Here is a 14,143-nt window from a genome sequence, read left to right as displayed (position 1 = left end):
CTTCGCTGTCTTCATTCTCATTCAGGCGATTACGTTTGCTGCTGGTGTGTACATTATTTTAGCAGGGGTACGGATGGCCATTGGCGAGATCGTGCCTGCTTTCAAGGGGATTGCCGATCGATTCGTGAAGGGAGCAAAGCCGGCACTTGATGCGCCAACCGTTTTCATTTGCGCCAAATGCGGTCATTATTGGTTTTTTATGCAGCTTTGCAGGAGGCATCGTATCCATTTTTCTTTTACCTTTGTTTGGTTTAACTGTCATTGTCCCTGGTCTTGTCCCGCACTTTTTTTGCGGTGCTACAGCAGGAGTGTATGGCAATGCAACAGGAGGGGTAAGAGGTGCTGTCGCTGGGTCCTTTGTAAATGGGTTGCTTCTTTCCTTTTTACCTGCTTGTTTATTACCTGTGCTCGGAACCCTCGGCTTTGAAGGGACAACGTTTGGAGATACAGACTTTGGTATCATCGGAATCTTAATTGGATTGATCAAGTTTTTATTTCAGCTGTAAAAAGGAGGAGACTGAGATTGACAGCCACTTTTTCACCTTCACTAATGTGCATGGATCTCACGCACTTCCGTGAACAAATTCATCTTCTCAACACGAGAGCAGACCGGTACCATGTCGATGTGATGGATGGGCATTATGTGAAGAATTTGACGTTATCACCCTTTTTCATTGAACAGCTTCGGAAACTGACAAATTTACCGATTGATGTTCATCTAATGGCTGAACACCCCCAGGAATTTTTAATCGATGCATGTATTGATGCAGGCGCAACGATGATTTGTTTACACCCAGAAGTCGTGCAGAAAGATGCCTTTCGAATCATACGGCATATTCACCAAAGAAAATGTGAGGTTGGCTTTGTTTTAAACCCCGTCACACCAGTTGCAGCATTAGAGTCCTTTATTCATTTAATAGACCGAGTGACGATCATGACGATCGATCCAGGCTTTGCCGGACAGCCATTTATTAAAGAAATGCTTCAGAAAATTAAACAGGTGAAAGATATCAAAAAACACGGAGGATACTCGTTTTCAATTGAAGTAGACGGCTCTTGTAATGAGAGCACGTTCCGGCTGCTTGCTGAGGCTGGAAATGAGATCTACATCATCGGCACCTCAGGTTTATTTGGACTTCATAAACAACTCGACACTGCTTGGGAAACAATGAAGCAAATATTTTCAAAAGAAACAGCTTCAATCGAATCGCGCTAGTAAAAGAGAGGATGAAACCCATCCTCTTTTTTACGCAAATTTTACTAAAACAATATTCACTCACCAAAACTTACCCAAAAACAAAATAAAAATCGCAAATCTATAATTGAAAGCGCTTTATTAATATGTTATCCTTCAAATATCTTTAGTAAATATTTAGTCAAATAACGATGAGGAGTTTGCCTATGACCACACTCAAAGATATTGCTCATGATGCAAAAGTGTCCGTTTCCACTGTATCCCGTGTGTTAAATGGCGATCAAACACTTGCCGTTTCACATGCAACGAGACAAAACATCCTCGACATTGCAAAGAAGTTAAACTATACCCCAGTGAGAGCAAGAAAAGCCGATCAAGCAGAAGAAAAAAGCCCATCTGAATCCCCAGTCATCGGTATCGTTGTCGCTCAATCCATTGACGAAGAATTAAATGATCCCTTTTTTTCATCGATTCGAAAAGGAATTGAAAAAGAATATGCCAAACAAGGCCTATCCACTCTCCATACCTTTCGTCTAAGAAGCATGGATAAAGGGGCGATGCTAAAGGATATTGACGGCTTGATCGTCATTGGACGAATCAGCCCCGATACGGTTGAAAAAATGACAAATCGAATGGAACACATTGTTTTTATCAATCATTATGCAGATGAAGATTTGTATGATTGTGTACATGTGGATTTTGTCAGAGCAGCAGATCGCGCCATTCGTCATCTGCAATCACTCGGCTATTCACATCTAGGCTATATTGGCGGGAAAGAGCGGGAGCATTATTTCGAAGGCAACGCTGTGATTGAGGACGAAAGACAAACGACGTTTATGAAAAGAATGCAGGAAGCGGGCGCTCTTCATATGGAAGACATCCACATTGGTGAATATTCCATGCAAGAAGGCTATTCGCTTATGCAGCAAGCTATCAAAAAAGGAAAACTGCCGCAGGCCTTTTTCATTGGAAGTGACTCTATGGCAATCGGGGCAATGCGCGCTCTCCATGAAGCCGGTCTACACGTTCCTTCAGATGTATCCATTGTTGGGTTTAATGACATTGAAGCCGCATCATTTTCAAGCCCGCCGCTTACGACTGTCAAAGTATATACAGAAGAAATGGGGGAAGTCGGTCTGAAGCTTTTGCTTGAGAGAATAAACGGAAGAAAACTTCCTCTAAAAGTCGTCGTGCCAACAACACTCATCGAGCGAGGCAGTACATGTCTCATCCATGAAAGGGGGTGAACCATCAATTTCAGCAAATAAAAAAGAGACAAAAAAGCAGAAAACAAGCTGCTTAGCATGATGGCCAGATCATGCTAAGAACAAGGCAGCCTGCCGGTATGCTCTCTTATCTCTTTGAAAAGAATAGAATTCCAGTATAATGGACTTCTTTTGTTTCCGCAACTGCATGAATTCTACCGATTATCGTCTGAATTTTCAGTGATCAAAAGGAGGAAACCATGAATAAAAAAATCATGCTGCTGATTGCAGCCATTTTCTTGACCATTATTTTGTCTGCTTGCGGCAATAACGGCTCTTCTAAAGCAAATGGAAAGGTCACCTTGACGCTATTTTCAACGATGAGCAACAGCGGGGAAAGAAAAGCGTTTGAAGAAGTGATTCGTGAGTTTGAAAAGGAGCATCAACACATTCGAATCGATGCCAATTTCCCAGGCAACAGCTATGAAGATATGATCCGCGTCAAAATGGGGGCAAACGATATGCCAGACCTGTTTGATACACATGGCTGGGCCAAACTGCGCTATAGCGAGTATGTGGCTGATTTAAAAGAGATGGATTGGGTCAAACATCTTGATCCTTCACTCGACCAGATTTTAAAGGACCAAGATGGCAAAGTGTACGCCTATCCGCTGAATCAAGCAAAAGACGGGCTTAGCTTTAATGCCAATCTATTAAAGGAATATGGCATCGAAACCCCAAAAACACTTGATGAACTAAAATCGGCTTTGCTGACAGTGAAAGAAAAAAGCAAAGGAGATGTTGTGCCGCTCTGGATACCAGGAGGAGATAACTCAAATATTGCCCAAGTCTTTGATGAACTGGCGACGCCTTTATTAATCACCGATCAAAAACATCAATACGGAAAGGAACTTGAAAACGGATCATTTGATTGGTCTCTCTATACACCGCTTGCACAATTCATGAAAGATCTGAAAGATCAAGACCTTCTAAACAAGGATGTCTTGACAGCGAAACTCTCTCAAGCACCGGAACTCATGGCACAAAACAAAATCGCCTTCACCTTTGTCGGAGGATCGTTAGGACCTGAAGCAACAGAGCTGAATCCATCGATCAAAGTAGGCACGATGCCTGTTCCAGCCATTCATGAAGAAGATGAACAAAGCTGGATTGGCGGAGAACGGTTTACTGTCGCTGCTTGGAAGGATTCTAAGCATCTAAAAGAAGCAAAGCAATTCATTGATTTTTTAGCAAAGCCTGAAAACGCCAAAAAAATCGCAGAGGGCACATCCTCTGAAACAGCTCTAAAACAAGTGAAAGCGAAAAACTATTACTCTACATTTTACGATCAATACGAACAGGTGAAGATTGAACCGTATTTCGATCGAAAATACTTACCAAGCGGAATGTGGGCGGTCATGGCAACAACGGGTCAAGAATTATTAGCAGGCTCCATCACACCAGAACAGTTGTCAAAGAAAATGGAAGAGGAGTATAAGCGTCTGAAAAAACAATAGCCGATGGATGCTGAAACAGGAGTGAAGCCAATGAATGACATCACAAAAGCAAAGCAGCCAGCCGCATTCACCTCTTTACCAAAACAAAAGATGCAAAAACGCCAGAATTCCTCACTTTGGTGGATGTACATGCCAGCTGTTCTCGTCGTCAGTACCTTTATCATTTATCCTTTTTTGAATGGCATTCAGCTTTCTTTTACGAATTGGAACGGTTTCTCACAAACTTATCAATGGATTGGTCTTGAGCAATATGAGCGGCTGCTTCAGGATCAAGCGACATGGCTTGTTGTCAAAAACACGCTTCTCTACGGAATTGGGAGCACCATCTTACAAAATATCATCGGACTTGGATATGCACTCTTATTAAATCAAAGCTTAAAGATGAAAGCCATCACAAGAACAGTTATCTATTTACCTGTCATGATCAGCCCGATTGCGATGGGCTATATTTGGTATTTTGTGTTTGCTTACCAAGGCGGTGCCTTAAATGATGTGGTGACGCTTTTTGGATTTGATCAAATAAATGCGCTCGGCAACCCGCAATTCAACACATGGATCATTGTGCTTGTCAACACCTATCAATTCGTCGGGATTGCGATGATCATTTATTTAGCAGGACTTCAAAGTATCCCTAAGGATTATTACGAAGCGGCACAATTAGACGGCGCATCGAGCTTTCAACAATTCAGGCGGATTACATTGCCGCTGCTTATGCCGTCGATCACCATTAATGTTGTGCTGAATGTCATTGGCGGGCTCAAGCTCTTTGATGTCATTGTAGCACTCACGGGCGGCGGACCTGGAGATTCCTCGCAATCCATGTCAACCTTTATGTATGATCTGTATTTCAAACGTCAGGATGCGGGCTATGCAGCGACGCAAGGGGTGTTCATGGCGGTCATCATCCTTGTCATTAGTGTCGCAGCGCTGACTTATTTCAAACGAAAGGAGACCGAGGTGTGATGGATAACGCCTATAAACGCAAGAAAAGATGGTACTCCTTCCTCGCACTATTGATTACATTGCTACACCTCATTCCATTTTATATTTTGGTGACGACTTCATTAAAGGGGATAGGAGATTTTAGTTCAAAATGGCTGTTTCCGAAAGCGCTGCACCTTGAAAACTTCCGCACAGCATGGACAGAGGCTCAGCTTGGCCAGTCCTTTTTGAATACAGTGATCATTACGTTCAGCTCCGCTGTATTGCTCATTATATTTGGATCTCTTGCAGCCTATCCGCTCGCAAGAAGGAACACCAAGCTGAATAAAGCAGTCTATGTTTTATTTATTGCCATTATGGTCATTCCGCCGCTCACAGCCCTTGTCCCGCTCTATAAAATGGTCGTTCAAATCGGGATGATGAACACCTATCAAATTGCTATTTTAAATAATGTGGCTGCTTTTTTGCCGCTGACGATTTTCTTATACGCAGGCTTTATCCGGTCGACCATTCCAAAGGAGCTTGAAGATGCTGCCCGTATTGATGGAGCAGGGACACTCAGAGTTTTTTTCACTGTCGTTTTTCCGCTTCTAAAGCCCATTACCGCTTCTGTATTAATCATTGCCTGCGTGTATATTTGGAATGACTATCAATTTGCTATCTTCTTTTTGCAAGATAAAGAGATGCATACACTCACGGTCGCCTTATCCCATTTTTTTGGTCAAAATCAGCATCAGCTCCAGCTCGTTGGTGCAGCTGCCCTCATTGCGATGCTGCCAATGGTTACGATGTTTTTACTTTTACAAAAATATTTTATCGCAGGGCTTTCACAAGGGTCTATCAAAGGCTAGCCCAATATGGATGTAAAAAGGAGAGTCGTCTATGTCTAAAATTACATTTATCGGTGCAGGGAGTACCGTGTTTGCTAAAAATATATTAGGAGATTGTCTGTTTGTTCCCGCCCTTGCAGGCTTTGAATTCGCATTATATGATATCGACCACAACCGGCTGAAAGAATCAGAAACGATGCTACGGCATTTAAAAGCAAATTACGGTGCAAATGTGACCATCCAGTCCTATCAAAACCGGAAAGAAGCCTTAAAGGATGCGAAATATGTCATCAATGCCATCCAAGTTGGAGGCTATAGGCCAAGTACAATCATTGATTTTGAAATACCTAAAAAATATGGATTAAGACAAACGATTGCAGATACGGTAGGGATCGGTGGCATCTTCCGTTCCCTTCGAACCATTCCTGTCATGCTTGACTTTGCAAAGGATATGGAAGAGGTTTGCCCAAGTGCTTTATTGTTAAATTACACAAACCCTATGGCCACATTGACAGGTGCAATGCTGCGCTATACTCAGGTTCAAACAGTTGGTCTCTGTCATAGTGTGCAAGTGTGTACAAAGGACCTATTTGAATCTCTTGAAATGAAACATGAAGGCATTGAAGAAAAAATCGCCGGCATTAACCATATGGCATGGTTATTAGAGGTAAAACGGGATGGTAAAGATTTGTATCCAGAAATCAAAAGACGAGCAAAAGAAAAGCAGCAATTGCGGCATCATGATATGGTTCGTTTTGAACTAATGGATAAATTCGGCTACTATGTCACAGAATCCTCAGAACACAATGCCGAATACCATCCATATTTCATCAAATCACGCTACCCTGAACTAATCGGTCAGTTTAACATTCCGCTTGATGAATACCCGAGACGCTGCGAGGAACAAATCAACAATTGGAATACAATGAAGCATGACCTTGTAGGAAACACACAGATCACACATACCCGCTCTAAAGAATATGGTTCACGTATCATTGAAGCGATCGAAACGAACGTTCCCTTTAAATTTGGCGGAAATGTTCTAAACACTGGCGGGCTCATTGACAACCTGCCTGAAAAAGCCTGTGTAGAAGTACCATGTGTCGCAGATCGAAGCGGCATCATGCCATGCTATGTCGGAGAAATACCTGAACAATTGGCTGGACTCAATCGAACGAATATCAGCTCACAGCTGATGACCATTGAAGCAGCAATCAGCGGTAAAAAAGAACACATTTATCAAGCGGCTTTACTGGATCCACACACAAGCGCTGAATTATCAATTGATGACACCATTAAATTATGTGATGAACTCATTGAAGCACATGGAGAGATGCTGCCAAACTATAAAGAACCAAATCCATATGCCGCATCAACCAAATAATATCAATGAACCAGCCTCTACCTGATGCACAGCGCATCAGGTTTTTCTTATGAAGCAAAAAGAAGATTGACTGAGGGCCATTTTCATATTATGATTTTTCTAAAGTTAACCAACAGTTAACCAAAAATACATCATGGATTTTTGGCATTCTCGTGTCATATGTCACAAACAAACCAGATGATCAGAACGTAAACCAAAACTGCCGTTTGATTTGACAAAGAGTGTATACAGATGAATGCCCGTTAGATGAGACAATGACGATACATACACACCCTTTAAGCATGACATTCTTTAACAAAGAGGAGAGAGGGAACTTGACCAAAACAGATGTACAAACGTTGAAAAATTATATTGGCGGACAATGGATTGAGGCAGAAACAAGTCAAACAGAAGCAGTGTATAACCCAGCTACTGGCGAAATCATCGCGGAAGTGCCGCTTTCAACAAAAACGGATGTAGAACGTGCGGTACAAGCAGCACAGGAAGCGTTTACTACTTGGTCTAAAACGGCAGTTCCCCGGCGTGCACGCATTTTATTTAAATACCAGCAGTTACTCGTTGAGAACTGGGATGAGCTGGCTGAACTCGTAACGATTGAAAACGGAAAAAGTGTAACAGAGGCAAAAGGAGAAGTGCAGCGCGGGATTGAATGTGTGGAATTTGCTGCGGGCGCACCGACGTTAATGATGGGAAAACAGCTGCCAGATATTGCGACTGGACTTGAATCAGGCATGTACCGCTATCCCATTGGCGTCATCGGCGGCATTACGCCATTTAACTTTCCAATGATGGTTCCATGCTGGATGTTCCCGCTTGCCATTGCCTGCGGAAATACATTTGTTTTAAAACCTTCAGAACGAACTCCTATTCTTGCGGCACGGTTAGCTGAGCTGTTTGAAGAAGCGGGTCTTCCAAAAGGTGTTCTCAACATCGTCAATGGAGCTCACGATGTCGTCAACGGCCTGCTTGAACATCAAAAGGTCAAAGCCATATCATTTGTCGGCTCTCAGCCAGTCGCTGAATATGTCTATAAAAAAGGAACGGAGCATGGCAAACGTGTCCAAGCACTTGCAGGCGCAAAAAATCATTCCATTGTCCTCAAAGATGCGGATTTAGACGCGGCAACGAAACAAATCATCGGGGCTGCCTTTGGATCAGCAGGAGAGCGCTGCATGGCTGCAGCCGTTGTCGCAGTGGAAGAAGAAGTGGCTGATGAGTTGATTCAAAAATTAGTGGATGAATCAAACGAGCTCGTCATTGGAAACGGGATTAATGAAGACGTCTTTCTTGGACCAGTCATTCGAAAAGAACATAAAGAACGAACGCTTCAATACATCCAGTCAGGGATTGAAGAAGGAGCAAGCCTCATTCGTGATGGCCGGCAAGACCACGAAACAAATGGAGAAGGGTATTTCGTCGGACCGACGATCTTTGATCATGTCACAAATCAAATGAAAATTTGGCAGGACGAGATTTTCGCCCCAGTCTTATCAATTGTCCGTGTTTCTTCATTAGCAGAAGCCATCGACCTGTCCAATCAATCAAAATTTGCGAATGGTGCCTGTCTGTATACGGACAGTGCATCAAGCATAAGAGAGTTTCGCGAAAACATCGAAGCGGGCATGCTCGGTGTAAACATCGGTGTACCCGCACCAATGGCATTCTTCCCGTTTTCCGGCTGGAAGGATTCTTTCTACGGGGACTTGCATGCCAATGGAACAGACGGAGTGGAGTTTTACACAAGAAAGAAAATGGTCACCGCTCGTTATATGTAAGCTATATGCAATGAATCATAAGAAGAAAAAATGCAGCCCCAGCATGGGAGACTGCATTTTTTGTTGTCTTCTAGTCAAAAAGTAAGGGTTTTCATCATGATTACTGCAAGGATTTACACTAGAAATCATTCTTTATATTCATTCTTCATCAGTACCTCTCAACATATTTTGAAATTGGGCCTAAACCCCAATATTAGGAAGATGAAAACAGGAGGAAATGAAACGATGAGGACGAGGATGAAGTGCGGCGTTGGTTTATTGATTCTTGCTTTGGTACTGAGCTTTTTTCCGGTATATGATGCGAGTGCGGCAAGCACAACAATTGCAAAACGTGTAGGAAATGCCAACCCGCTCATAGACCACCACTTGGGCGCTGATCCATTTGCGCTCACCTATAACGGAAGAGTGTACATTTATATGTCGAGTGATGACTATGAATATCACAGCAATGGAACGATTAAGGATAATTCTTTTGCCAATTTGAATAGGGTCTTTGTCATCTCTTCAGCAGATATGGTGAACTGGACAGATCATGGCGCGATTCCAGTAGCTGGGGCAAATGGAGCGAATGGCGGCAAAGGAATTGCCAAATGGGCAGGTGCTTCCTGGGCTCCATCAGCAGCGGTGAAAAAAATCAATGGGAAGGATAAATTTTTCCTTTATTTCGCGAACAGCGGCGGAGGGATTGGCGTTCTGACAGCAGACTCCCCCATCGGTCCATGGACAGATCCTATCGGAAAAGCACTCGTCACGCCAAATACGCCAGGGATGGCTGGAGTTGTATGGCTTTTTGATCCTGCCGTTTTTGTAGATGATGACGGCACTGGTTATCTATATGCCGGCGGAGGTGTTCCAGGCGGTTCTAATCCAACGCAGGGACAATGGGCGAATCCTAAAACAGCAAGAGTTCTAAAACTAGGACCTGATATGACAAGTGTGGTAGGCAGCGCATCAACCATTGATGCTCCTTTTATGTTTGAAGATTCGGGGATGCATAAGTATAACGGAACCTATTACTATTCCTATTGCATCAACTTTGGCGGCTCCCACCCAGCAGATAAACCACCTGGTGAGATCGGTTATATGACGAGCTCAAGTCCGATGGGTCCCTTTACGTATAGAGGGCACTTCCTGAAAAATCCGGGTGCATTTTTCGGGGGAGGCGGTAATAACCATCATGCTGTGTTCAATTTTAAAAACGAGTGGTATGTCGTATATCATACCCAAACGGTCAGCTCTGCTTTATACGGAGCAGGAAAAGGCTACAGATCTCCGCATATTAATAAGCTTGTGCATAATGCTGACGGCTCCCTTCGAGAAGTCGCAGCCAATTTTGAAGGGGTTAAACAGCTTTCCAATTTGAATCCTTATCAGCGGGTAGAAGCTGAAACATTTGCTTGGAATGGACGCATTTTAACAGAGGCATCTTCAGCTCCAGGCGGACCGTTCAATAACCAGCATGTCACAAACATTCAAAACGGAGATTGGGTGGCTGCCAGTAACGTCGATTTCGGATCAAACGGCGCGAGAACATTTAAAGCGAATGTAGCGTCAAATGCAGGTGGGAAGATAGAAGTACGCCTCGGAAGTCCTGACGGCAGACTCGTCGGAACACTGAATGTCCCTTCCACAGGAGGAACAAATAACTGGCGAGAAGTAGAAACGGCAGTAAATGGAGCAGCAGGCGTGCACAACGTATTTTTTGTTTTTACTGGAACAGGTGCAAACCTATTTCAATTTGATTCCTGGCAGTTTACTCAAAGGTAACGAAGAAAGACAAGATGATAGGAGAGTGGAAGAATTTGATGTCAATGATCAAAAAACCAATCTGCACTTTATTGATCTGCTTCACCATGCTGTCTGTCATGTTCATCGGACCTGGCGTGACTGAGGTTTCAGCAGCAGATGCCAATATTAATATCAATGCGGAAAGACAAGTGATTCGCGGCTTTGGCGGAATGAACCATCCGGCTTGGATTGGTGATTTGACCGCACCTCAAAGGGAAACCGCCTTTGGCAATGGGCAGAATCAATTAGGATTTTCCATTCTAAGAATTTTTGTAGATGAGAACAGAAATAATTGGCACAGAGAGGTCGCTACTGCCAAAAGAGCAATAGAGCATGGAGCTTTGGTGATCGCTTCACCTTGGAACCCTCCAAGCAATATGGTAGAGACCTTCAACCGGAATGGTACATCTGCAAAGCGGCTGAGATACAATCAATACGCCGCATATGCTCAGCATCTGAACGATTTTGTGACGTATATGAAAAATAATGGCGTCAATCTCTATGCTATATCTGTACAAAATGAGCCCGATTATGCACACGAATGGACATGGTGGACTCCTCAGGAAATCCTGCGTTTCATGAGAGAAAATGCTGGCTCCATTAATGCTCGCGTGATCGCACCAGAATCCTTTCAATACCTTAAAAATATATCAGATCCTATCCTAAACGATCCGCAGGCGCTTGGAAACATGGACATTCTCGGAGCGCATTTGTACGGAACCCAAATCAGTCAGCTTCCGTATCCTCTTTTCAAACAAAAGGGAGGGGGAAAGGAGCTTTGGATGACAGAGGTCTACTACCCGAATAGCGATAACAATTCAGCGGACCGCTGGCCTGAAGCATTAGGAGTTTCAGAGCATATTCACCATTCGATGGTAGAAGGGGACTTTCAGGCATATGTTTGGTGGTATATCCGCAGATCCTACGGCCCTATGAAAGAAGATGGTCTGATCAGCAAACGTGGTTACAACATGGCGCATTTCTCCAAGTTTGTACGCCCAGGATACATCAGAATTGATGCAACGAAAAGTCCTGAACCGAATGTTTTCGTATCAGCCTATAAAGGAAACAATCAGGTCGTCATTGTCGCGATTAACAAAAACAATACAGGAGTCAATCAGCACTTTGTGATGCAAAACGGAACTGCTTCACAAGCGTCCAGATGGATCACAAGCAGCAACAGCAACCTTCAGCCTGGTACAGACTTAAATATATCAGGTAATCAATTTTGGGCTCATCTCCCGGCTCAAAGTGTGACAACATTTGTGGTCAAACGCTAGAATGAATTGAACCACCAAAAGCCAATTTTCTCATTTCAAAAGAAAATTGGCTTTTTTTATGCAAATAGGAAGTTGATTTTTTCACTATGTCCTTACATTGGGTATAATAATGGCAATGACTTCAGGAGAGTGATCAATGTATGTCAAAGCTTCAAAGCAAAGTATTAATGATCGATGACGAAAAAGAAATCTTGGAATTAATTAACACTGTATTAACAAGAGAAGGCATTGATCGCGTCATAACGGCTTCAACTGCCCGTGATGGGCTTGCAAAATTTCATCAAGAACAACCCGATCTTGTCATACTTGATATTATGCTACCAGACGGTGAAGGCTATGATATTTGCAGACAAATCAGAGAGACCTCCCATGTTCCGATTATCTTTTTATCAGCAAAGGGAGAAGAATCCGATAAAATTGTAGGACTTGCCATCGGCGGGGATGACTACATTACAAAACCATTCAGTCCAAAGGAAGTCGCCTACCGGGTGAAAGCGCAGCTGAGACGGCTCTCATACTTGCAGTCAACTCAAGCCGATCCAGTGATCAAAAAAGGGCCGTTTGAGTTAAACGAGCAGCAAGCAGAACTGACTAAAAATGGAGCGGTCATTGAGCTCACGCCGAAAGAGCTTCTGCTGATGACCTACTTCTTGCAGCATCCGAACCGCGTCATCAGTAAAGAAACGCTTTATCAAACCGTTTGGGGGGAAGACTTCTTCGGTTCTGACAATACGGTGATGGTTCACATCCGAAGACTTCGGGAAAAAATAGAGGATTCCCCGTCAACACCAAAGTTTCTCGTCACCGTCAAAGGGCTTGGTTATAAATTTGTTGTAAAGGATGCGTAAAGATGAAATGGCGATTAACAGGCAGGTATATGGTCTCTGTCATTATCGTGACCATTATCACGGTCTTTATCAACTTATTCGGATTTATGATTTGGCTCGTACTTCAGGCAAACAGCCAGCATAACGAGGAAAATACGCCCGAAACCTTCACAAGATCATTTGAACAATACGTCTCTTTTTCTGATCAAGGAATTACCGTAAACAAAGAAGGGCAGAAAGCCTTAAAACAACAGAATGCATGGATTCAAATTTTAGACGAAAATGGCCAAGATGTGTATCATGCGCAGGCACCTAAAGGATTAAAGAACAAATATACACCGATAGAAATCGTGAACTTACATAAATATAAAGATAAGCAATTATTATCGACCATTTATGCTGGCGGAAAAAAAGTAAAGGGCAAAGAATACAGCTACTTTATCGGATTTAAAGACCCTTCCATCGGAAAGTACCTATTCTCGTTTGACACGAAGGACTTAGTAACAAGATTCAATATCGGGACGATGATTTTATTATCAATAGATGCCATCATAGCGTTACTCATTGGTTACTTATTCAGCCGGCAGCTCACAAAACCGCTCGCCCGTGCCATTCATAGCATCCAGCGGCTGGCAAACGGCGATTACACGACAAATCTGCCTGCTAAAGGAATTTATAAAGATGTCTTCTATAATGTCAATCACTTATCAGAGCAGCTCGCTTCAAGCAAAAAAGAAAAAGACAAACTAGAGCAAATGCGGGAAGAATGGATCAGCCATATTTCTCATGATATTAAAACGCCGCTAGCTTCTATTCAAGGCTATGCAGAAATCATGAAAGACCCAAAGTATCCTCTTTCAAACCAGGACATTAGACATTACGCGGGCATCATTGAGAATAAATCATTGTATATCAAAGATGTCATGGAGGATCTGAATTTAACAACAAGGCTGAAAAATAACGGCGTCATGCTAAATAAAGAGCTGGTCAACATTGTGTCACTGTTGCGGGAAACGTTAATTGATATTTTAAACGATTCAAGATATGCCGATCAGACGATTGAGCTTCAAACGAATGAAGACAAGCTCATGCTGAATATTGATAAAATCCTCATTCGAAGAGCGGTCACCAATCTGATTTTAAATGCCCTCGTTCACAATGATCCTGATGTGACGATTATTGTACAGCTTGAACAAAAAGAAAGAACCCATATTACGATTCAAGACAACGGCAGAGGAATAGAAGAGGCAGAGCTGGAAAAAGTGTTTGACCGCTATTACAGAGGGGGACGAATACAGGGAGTTTCGCATGCAGGCTCTGGTCTTGGGATGGCTATTGCAAAGGATATTATCGTCAAGCACGGCGGGGGATATCACGATCCGTAGCAGTGTAGGAAAAAG

The 14,143-nt window shown here is 43.1% G+C and carries 10 protein-coding genes and 2 pseudogenes; all 12 read left to right on the top strand.

Going from position 1 to position 14,143, the window contains the following annotated elements:
* Positions 1-506, top strand: a pseudogene (locus AOQ70_RS06525) (PTS transporter subunit IIC); the annotation flags it as partial.
* Between the two features lie 17 nt (positions 507-523).
* Positions 524-1,216, top strand: coding sequence for a D-allulose 6-phosphate 3-epimerase (alsE, locus tag AOQ70_RS06520; RefSeq protein WP_039179037.1), 693 nt, complete (start codon positions 524-526; stop codon positions 1,214-1,216).
* Between the two features lie 185 nt (positions 1,217-1,401).
* Positions 1,402-2,442: a LacI family DNA-binding transcriptional regulator gene (locus AOQ70_RS06515; protein WP_059375300.1), complete on the top strand. Its 1,041-nt coding sequence runs from the start codon at positions 1,402-1,404 to the stop codon at positions 2,440-2,442.
* 218 nt (positions 2,443-2,660) lie between these two features.
* The gene (locus AOQ70_RS06510; protein WP_059375297.1) at positions 2,661-3,917 is read left to right on the top strand and encodes an ABC transporter substrate-binding protein; all 1,257 of its coding nucleotides are present in this window, start codon (positions 2,661-2,663) and stop codon (positions 3,915-3,917) included.
* A 30-nt stretch (positions 3,918-3,947) separates the two neighbouring features.
* Entirely contained in the window at positions 3,948-4,880 is a 933-nt protein-coding gene (locus AOQ70_RS06505; RefSeq protein WP_059375302.1) for a carbohydrate ABC transporter permease, read from the top strand.
* Positions 4,880-5,710, top strand: a complete 831-nt coding sequence (locus AOQ70_RS06500) for a carbohydrate ABC transporter permease (RefSeq protein WP_059375295.1) — start codon at positions 4,880-4,882, stop codon at positions 5,708-5,710. The genes AOQ70_RS06505 and AOQ70_RS06500 overlap by 1 nt, the downstream gene beginning before the upstream one ends.
* Positions 5,711-5,741: 31 nt before the next feature.
* Positions 5,742-7,073, top strand: coding sequence for an alpha-glucosidase/alpha-galactosidase (locus AOQ70_RS06495; RefSeq protein ID WP_059375292.1), 1,332 nt, complete (start codon positions 5,742-5,744; stop codon positions 7,071-7,073).
* 314 nt (positions 7,074-7,387) lie between these two features.
* Entirely contained in the window at positions 7,388-8,848 is a 1,461-nt protein-coding gene (locus tag AOQ70_RS06490; RefSeq protein WP_059375290.1) for a CoA-acylating methylmalonate-semialdehyde dehydrogenase, read from the top strand.
* Between the two features lie 225 nt (positions 8,849-9,073).
* The gene (locus AOQ70_RS06485) at positions 9,074-10,615 is read left to right on the top strand and encodes a glycoside hydrolase family 43 protein (RefSeq protein ID WP_059375288.1); all 1,542 of its coding nucleotides are present in this window, start codon (positions 9,074-9,076) and stop codon (positions 10,613-10,615) included.
* A 35-nt stretch (positions 10,616-10,650) separates the two neighbouring features.
* Positions 10,651-11,916, top strand: coding sequence for a glucuronoxylanase (locus tag AOQ70_RS06480; RefSeq protein WP_039179020.1), 1,266 nt, complete (start codon positions 10,651-10,653; stop codon positions 11,914-11,916).
* Between the two features lie 140 nt (positions 11,917-12,056).
* Positions 12,057-12,764: a response regulator transcription factor gene (locus tag AOQ70_RS06475; RefSeq protein WP_059375287.1), complete on the top strand. Its 708-nt coding sequence runs from the start codon at positions 12,057-12,059 to the stop codon at positions 12,762-12,764.
* Between the two features lie 2 nt (positions 12,765-12,766).
* Positions 12,767-14,143: pseudogene (locus AOQ70_RS06470) on the top strand (ATP-binding protein); the annotation flags it as partial.

The organism is Bacillus sp. AM 13(2015) (assembly GCF_001518755.1).
In the GTDB taxonomy this organism is placed as follows: Bacteria; Bacillota; Bacilli; order Bacillales; family Bacillaceae; genus Bacillus; species Bacillus safensis.
Note: the sequence above shows the minus strand (reverse complement) of the source record. Positions and strands in the feature narration are given on the sequence as shown.

What these genes read in the sequence shown, in the direction of transcription:
- AOQ70_RS06505 (WP_059375302.1), top strand. Translation starts at nt 3,948, where the DNA reads ATGAATGACATCACAAAAGCAAAGCAGCCAGCCGCATTCACCTCTTTA.
- AOQ70_RS06485 (WP_059375288.1), top strand. Translation starts at nt 9,074, where the DNA reads ATGAGGACGAGGATGAAGTGCGGCGTTGGTTTATTGATTCTTGCTTTG.
- AOQ70_RS06510 (WP_059375297.1), top strand. Translation starts at nt 2,661, where the DNA reads ATGAATAAAAAAATCATGCTGCTGATTGCAGCCATTTTCTTGACCATT.
- AOQ70_RS06495 (WP_059375292.1), top strand. Translation starts at nt 5,742, where the DNA reads ATGTCTAAAATTACATTTATCGGTGCAGGGAGTACCGTGTTTGCTAAA.
- AOQ70_RS06515 (WP_059375300.1), top strand. Translation starts at nt 1,402, where the DNA reads ATGACCACACTCAAAGATATTGCTCATGATGCAAAAGTGTCCGTTTCC.
- AOQ70_RS06475 (WP_059375287.1), top strand. Translation starts at nt 12,057, where the DNA reads ATGTCAAAGCTTCAAAGCAAAGTATTAATGATCGATGACGAAAAAGAA.
- AOQ70_RS06500 (WP_059375295.1), top strand. Translation starts at nt 4,880, where the DNA reads ATGGATAACGCCTATAAACGCAAGAAAAGATGGTACTCCTTCCTCGCA.